Below are 7,364 nucleotides of genomic sequence, written 5' to 3'. Positions count from 1 at the left end.
ATGACGCCAGAACATTTCTGTCGGCAGTATGGGAAAAACCTGAACCGTGGGGAAACTCTCAAGAATTGAGTGGTCCGAAGTTTCCCGGCAGGTCATTCGCTAAAATACTTTTCTGCGAACCGAAGAACCGATCAAAATTGCTCAAGCGGATGTGCGGGGATGATTTCCAGAATGAGATTGAAACAGCCGAAGCGAAGCCTCAACCAGCGTATTCAGGTCCAATTTTTCCGCCAATCGCGCCGAACCCCAATGTATCCGAGAATCCGGCAGTGGAACAGATGGCTTCTCCGAACGAACAGTCCCAAACTGACAATGGCGAGAAAGACACGAAACCTCCCGGAGTAACGCCTATCCCGCATATTCCGCAAGCGGGCCCGAAACGCCGACCTGTCGTAGTTCGAAAAGTGCAAAAGTCCCCTGCCAAGCACAATGGAACACTAACCATCGTGGACGGCGAGCGATGTGAAAGAATAGCTGAAGCTTTCGAAGAAGAAGTCACCCCAAAAAGGTTTGCGCTGGGTGTGGGGCACATCACGGGACTGGATGCACCAGGATTCGACCTAGTGAGTTTTGACTCGGAGGAAGATCGGGAATCTTATCGGAACCCAGAAACACGAGACCGGGTCAAGCCTCTGCGTTTCATCGAGGTGAAGGGTCGAGGATCTTCTTCCGCCAAAATCGAATTAAAAGGCAACGAACTCAAAGCGGCGCGCAAATATGGTGATCAATATTACCTATATCGCTTCTTCGAGGCAGATGATAATCAATTTTACGTCTCGATACTCAATAACCCGATGGCTGCCGAGGAAGCGGCCAAGGCAACAATCATTGAGGTCGATCTGGATCGAGCCACGGCTACCAAGCGGTTTGAGTTTATTGTTGAACTAGCAGGGGCTGATTCGAAAGACTAAGATACAAAACCTCAATCAACACAAATATGATTACCGATATCCACAGTGAAGACCGATTGGTGCAGGCGACATTCGCCAATCATCTCCATGATGTTCTCGGATGGGAAAGCATCTTCGCGCACAATGCGGAAACCTTCGGCCCGTCCGGTACTCTTGGCCGTGCCAATGAGCGGGAAGTCGTGCTCATCCGCGATCTTCGTGCTGCCGTCCAACGTCTCAATCCCGACTTGCCCGATTCAGTCTACGAACAGGCTGTAGAAAAGCTAACGCGGGTGGACTTCACCCGCTCACTTATACAGCACAACAAGGAATATCATACCTTCATCCGTACCGGCGTCCCAGTTGAATGGCGCGACGCTGGTGGGCAAGTCCGGCATGCTCGCGCCCGCGTCATTGATTTCCTTAATCCGGCGAACAACCGATTCCTAGCAGTGCGGGAATTAAAAATTCAAGGCCTGCGCGTGCCTCACTATAACCGTCGTGCCGATCTTGTGTGTTTTGTCAACGGGCTGCCGCTAGTCTTCATTGAACTGAAAGCGGTGTATCTGAACATGCGCGCTGGTTACGACAATAATCTGACAGATTACCTCAGCGAGACGAGCATTAACCATGCGTTCCACCACAATGCCTTTCTTATCGTGAGCAATGGCGACCGCGCCCGTTACGGCTCAATTACGAGCAAATGGGAGCACTTTGTCGAATGGAAGCGAAACGATGAAAAGGAACGTGGTAGCGTTGAGGCTGAGGTGCTGCTGAACGGAATGTTGGCAAAAGAACGCCTGCTGGACTTGGTGGAAAACTTCATTCTGTTTGACGACAGTCGGCCTGGCGGCACCCGAAAGATCGTGGCCAGAAACCATCAAGTTCTCGGCGTAAACAACGCCATATCCTCAGTAAAGAGTCAGGAACTATTGAAAGAAGAATTTCCGCTCGAACTGCGCTTGCGACACCGGGTATCAATAGAAATCGAGTCTACAGAGTCCGAAACACCCAAGCTGATAGCCACACAACAACGTAAGGCACGCGAGCGTTCTGAGTTACCCGCACTCATCGAACGGGCGCATCCCGACCTCGGACGACTCGGTGTCTTCTGGCACACGCAAGGTAGCGGCAAGTCCTACTCGATGGTAATGTTCACGGAAAAAGTTCGTCGCCATGTGCCCGGTAACTTCACCTTCGTCATCATGACTGATCGAGAGGATTTGGATGACCAGATTTGGCGGACGTTCGTCGGTTGCGGCATGGTGGACCCAAATACGACACCACGCGCAAACTCGGGGAAGGATTTGAAGACAGCCTTGGAGCAGAACCACAGCTTCGTCTTCACGTTGATCCACAAGTTCAACCAACCGGTTGACGAAAAGGAACCTTACAGCGAGCGAGACGACATCATCGTCATCTCAGATGAGGCGCACCGCACCCAATCGGGTAAATTCGCCCGTAATATGCGCTTGGCCTTGCCCAACGCCTCTTTCATCGGCTTCACCGGCACCCCGCTTTTTAAGTATGACCACCTGACCAAACGCATCTTTGGCGGCTACATCTCTCGCTACGACTTTAAGCGCTCCGAAGAAGACCAGAGTACCGTGAAACTCATCTATGAGAACCGGGGCGAAAAGCTCGGCATTGCCCGGCTCGATCTGAACGACCGTATTGCGGAAAAGATCGAACAAGCAGGATTAGACGCTGACCAAGAGGCGCTTCTGGATAAACTTCTGGGCCAAGATTACGAAGTTATCACCGCCGACGACCGGCTTGATAAATTGGCGGTCGATTTCGTCAACCATTGCTCCACTCGCTGGGAGTGCGGCAAATCCTTGCTCGTCTGTATCGACAAAATCACATGCGCTCGTATGTTCCAGCGCATCAAGCCGCGCTGGAATGCACGGCTGACAAACTTGCAGGCATTGATCCAGGCCAAAGAATGCGAACTCGCCACTACAACGGATACAGATCAAAGGGAGACTTTAACCAAGGCTTTGGAGAAACTTCGGGGACAAACGGGGTGGATGCAAAACACGATCATAGAGATCATCATCAGCGAGGCCCAGAATGAAGTGCGCGATTTCGCCAAATGGGGCTTCGACATCATTCCGCACAGGATGGTGATCAAAAACGGCTTTGAGACGCCAGACGGTAAGCGGGTTAACATAGAAGACGCATTCAAGAACGACCAGCACCCCTTCCGCATCGCGATAGTCTGCGCAATGTGGCTAACTGGCTTCGATGTCGAATGCCTACAAACGCTCTACATCGACAAACCCCTCAAGGCACACACGCTCATGCAGGCTATCGCCAGAGCAAATCGAATTTATCCAGGCAAGGATAGTGGCGTCATTGTGGACTACAACGGCATGCTCAAAAGCCTGCGTGCGGCTCTGGCGGACTATGCGCTTGGCGAAGGAGGAGAAGGCGGCGAAACGGACCCGGCCATCCCGCTGGAAGAATATGTGCCCGCGCTGGTCGAAGCCATTGAAGCGGCGGAGAAACATTTGCGCGACCTCGGCTTTGAACCCAATCGCCTGACTGGTTCAACCGGCTTCGCTCGCATTGCAGCCCTACGCGATGCCGTAGATGCACTTTACACGACGGACGAGGCCAAACGCCGTTATGAGATCATGGCGCGGGCGGTTTTCTCACGGATGAAGACGCTTATTTTGGAACCGTCCATCCGTCCTTACTACATTCGCCACGACAATATCGAAGCAATCTACAAGAAGCTCAACGAACGGCGCGACACCGCCGACGTGACGGAGGTGCTGAAAGAAATCTACAAGATCGTCAACGACGCCATCCGTACCCAGGCGCCCGGGGATGATCAAGCTGACGGGCTGACTGTGGACCTAAGCCAGATTGATTTCGAAAAGCTACGAGATGAATTCGCCAAGAAGGTTAAACGCAAGCACTCGGCCTTGCAGGCTATCCGAGAATTGGTTGAGCAAAAACTGGCTCAGATGCTGGCTCGCAACCCAACGCGCATGGACTACTATAAGCAATATCAGATGATCGTGGCTGATTATAACCGCGAGAAAGATCGTGCGACTGTGGAAGAGACTTTCGCAAAAGTTGTCAATCTGGTCGCTGGGATGGACGATGAACTCCAACGGCATGTTAGAGAGGGGCTCTCCGAGGAAGAACTCACTTTCTTCGATCTGTTACTCAAAGAGAACATCACCAAGGTCGACCGGGAAAAACTCAAGCAAGCCAGCAAGGGATTGCTGGCGTCGCTCAAGGTACACCTAGCCTCGATGCCTACTTGGACTAAAAACGTAGCAACACAGGCAGATGTAAAGATGTTCATACTGGACAACCTCTACATGTCACTTCCTCGCCCTCCATTCACTGAGGAAGAAACTAACGTTCTGGCCAATAATCTTTACAGCTTTGTTTACCAGCAAAGTGTGCGCGGACCAGTAATGGCTGCTTAAGACAAGATTTGATACTATAATAAAAAACAATAAGTAAATGTTGTTAATACCAATCCACTTACTCATCGACGATTCAAAAACCAAATTCCCTTCTTTTTTCAATGAGAAGACACTAGGTATTTCTCGTAAAACAATAGAAAACTATCTTAATAAAAAATCTAAACCAACACAAAAATCTTTAAATACAATAAGATCGACACTTTCTAATACAGATATATTAGATGATGAATCTATTGAAAAAATAATTTCTTTGTTCAAAAACTTAGATATAGATTCAAAATGGCAGCCTAAGGGCTTTCAAAATCTTACAAATGAAAGTGTCTGTAATTCTCAAAGAATATTTTTCGAGATGGTAAATTTAAACTATGCCTTTACAATGGACATCATATCACACGGAGGAATCAAAATAGAAAGAGACAAGTTCATCAGCATCCTAGACAAGTATACCAACATAGAACCAATTAATGCAATTTATAACTCATTCGATCATTTTAATTATGAGTTACATGCATCTTTGAATTTATTAAGATTTGATATTATACTATACTTCTTATCATCTTTAGATGTCGACCTAAATGAATTTTCATTAAAGAACGAATCGAAATTTAAATTCATTATTCCACGTGTCGAAAACGACATATTAGCACCTCCATACAGACTTCTCACTGACAGACTAATGAAAAGATTCAACATTCTTTCAATTAATGAATTATCACACATCCTGTGCAACAATGAAATTGAGTATGCAGATAAAAAAAGATTTATCAACAGATTAAGATCGCATGTTAAAATTTATGATCCAGAAAACAAATCTGTACTAGATGTATTTGAGAAAATATTGAATAAAGAATCAATCGAATTTAAAAAAATTAAATCTGATATAAATATTTATATTTATACGTCTAAAATTTTAAACAGATTACTTATTTGGATTAAAAAGACTGAAATATTCAAGTCCGACCAAGAAATTGCCGACTTTTTTTCTCGCTATGACATGTGGTATAATCATCACTCTTTACAGCAACAAAATCAGCCAAAAATGATGGACCAAACATCCTCCGCCAGTCTCGCCTAATCTCCCAACATCGCCCTTCATTCCATTTTTTTCTAGCCAAAGACACTCCCCGGGACACAGCCCCATGAATAGTGCTTGCCGTCATCTGATGATTGTCATCGATGACGACAACATTTTTTCCAAACGGAGTAGGAATTTATGAAAATGAGATTTCAAGGTGGCCATGGCGGCTCAGTAACTGGATCGTGTACGCTTTTTGATTATCCACGTGGTAATTGCAAATTTCTTGTGGATTGTGGCATGAACCAGGGTGTTGACCAAAATCAACACTGTGAGAAATTTGATTTTAACCCCAAAGAAATTAACTTTATTTTATTAACACATGCACATATAGATCATTGTGGTCTCATTCCCAAACTTTATAAAGAAGGATTCGAAGGCAAAGTCTACTGCACAAGTCCAACGAAAGCACTCTCTCTCATCTCTCTGTATGATACATCCAAGCTGACTAACATATATAGTGATGCCGACATCGCATCAATTAAATGGTCTTGCGTAGACTCCAGGGAAGACTTCGGTTTATCCAAGATGCTTAAAAATATTAACCCAGAACTTCTCATCGGCTTCCCGTCTACAGGGCACATCTTAGGATCAACCGGTGTTACAATTCAATGGCGAACAAATGGAAACACTGTAACTAATAAACAAATTGTGATGAGTGGTGATCTCGGGCCAAACTTTCAAAAAGAAAAATTCCACAATATTCTTGGAAAGTGTCAGGTTCCGTTCGCCTATCCAGATTACTTGTGCGTCGAAAGCACCTATGGCTCTATTTGCCGTGATCATGAAAAATTGAGTTTTAACACAAGAATTAGTGAGTTATCAAAGCACATAAGCCAATCAATCGAAGACAACTCACCTCTTATTATCCCCGCATTTTCCGTACAAAGAATTCAAGATATATTATTCGATATCGCGATTATTGCAAAATTTGGTGAATTTTCACAGAATATTAACGTTTCTATTGGATCAAAAAGCGCTACCCAAGCATGTCATGTTTTTTCACAAATGCTTTGTACACCGCAGAAAATTAAATCAAACGAGCATTTGTGGCGAAGCAAAAACGTCAGTGATGTTTTAAATTGTGATGACGACAAGTCTGACCAATTTCTCCGAGAATTATACGCTAGACAACTGCGCGGAAAATTGAACCTATTCTTCTCGCCTCAAACATTTGACTATAATAATTTCAACATCATCGTTGACAGTTCAGGAATGTGCGAGGGTGGGCCGATAACCCAACACTTAAAGAATTGCCTTCCTAAACGAAGCAAAATCATTTTGACAGGTTATATGTCGGAAAATTCAAATGGAGCGAAACTAGCGATGATTTCAAGAAATGAGAAACCAACCGCACGGGAAATACTTGGAGTTCAGATCGATTCGATTAAAGCAGAAATAGTCGACATGTCCCATTATTACTCGGGGCATGCAGACCAAGCTGGAATTCTACAATACATCTTTTCTGTTGCCGGAACTCCAAAGTATGCGCCCAAGCATGCTACCGTGTTTTTAAACCACGGCTCCCTCCACAACTTGAATCAGTTAAAAAACAAAATTGAGACATATGTCCCAGCAGAGAGCGAACGAAGTATCGACAAAGTTATTATCCCTGGAAGAAATTCTGAATGGTTTGATCTTGATAAAAACGCATTTGATCCATGTGAAAATAGGCTCAGTCAAGATATAATTAGCTTACTATCAGAATACAATATGCCACTCAGCAACGAACAACTTGATATTATAAAGCAACACAGTTTTCATTAAATTTATAATCAACAAAATAAATGCGCATCTGACATGTAATTTTGATTTTTTTACATACAGATGCGCATTGTTTCACACATTTTTTTTCAATAATTAGTCGACCCTGAAAATATGACAATATACTGAAATAAATTGAAATTTACTCGGAAATAACGTATTTCGAATAACCAGTAATGCAGTGAA

At 44.9% G+C, this 7,364-nt stretch carries 4 protein-coding genes; all 4 read left to right on the top strand.

The annotated features are described in order from the left end of the window. The first annotated feature begins 149 nt into the window (after nucleotides 1-149). The 4 genes from BMZ24_RS19940 to BMZ24_RS19145 all read left to right on the top strand — a co-directional run bounded on the left by BMZ24_RS19940 (nucleotide 150) and on the right by BMZ24_RS19145 (nucleotide 7,181). On the top strand, nucleotides 150-911 hold the full coding sequence (locus tag BMZ24_RS19940; protein WP_341864734.1) for a protein NO VEIN domain-containing protein: 762 nt from the start codon (nucleotides 150-152) through the stop codon (nucleotides 909-911). Between the two features lie 26 nt (nucleotides 912-937). Next, entirely contained in the window at nucleotides 938-4,339 is a 3,402-nt protein-coding gene (locus tag BMZ24_RS19155) for a type I restriction endonuclease subunit R (protein WP_092194709.1), read from the top strand. Between the two features lie 37 nt (nucleotides 4,340-4,376). Beyond that, nucleotides 4,377-5,414, top strand: coding sequence for a hypothetical protein (locus BMZ24_RS19150; protein ID WP_143077972.1), 1,038 nt, complete (start codon nucleotides 4,377-4,379; stop codon nucleotides 5,412-5,414). A gap of 138 nt (nucleotides 5,415-5,552) precedes the next feature. Then, nucleotides 5,553-7,181, top strand: coding sequence for an MBL fold metallo-hydrolase (locus BMZ24_RS19145; protein ID WP_092194704.1), 1,629 nt, complete (start codon nucleotides 5,553-5,555; stop codon nucleotides 7,179-7,181). Nucleotides 7,182-7,364: the final 183 nt, after the last annotated feature.

Source organism: Desulfomicrobium norvegicum (assembly GCF_900114595.1).
In the GTDB taxonomy this organism is placed as follows: Bacteria; Desulfobacterota; Desulfovibrionia; order Desulfovibrionales; family Desulfomicrobiaceae; genus Desulfomicrobium; species Desulfomicrobium macestii.
This window is presented reverse-complemented; position numbering and strand designations above follow the sequence as displayed.

Coding starts and splice junctions, on each gene's coding strand:
- BMZ24_RS19940 (WP_341864734.1), top strand. CDS start 150: ATGTGCGGGGATGATTTCCAGAATGAGATTGAAACAGCCGAAGCGAAG.
- BMZ24_RS19155 (WP_092194709.1), top strand. CDS start 938: ATGATTACCGATATCCACAGTGAAGACCGATTGGTGCAGGCGACATTC.
- BMZ24_RS19150 (WP_143077972.1), top strand. CDS start 4,377: ATGTTGTTAATACCAATCCACTTACTCATCGACGATTCAAAAACCAAA.
- BMZ24_RS19145 (WP_092194704.1), top strand. CDS start 5,553: ATGAAAATGAGATTTCAAGGTGGCCATGGCGGCTCAGTAACTGGATCG.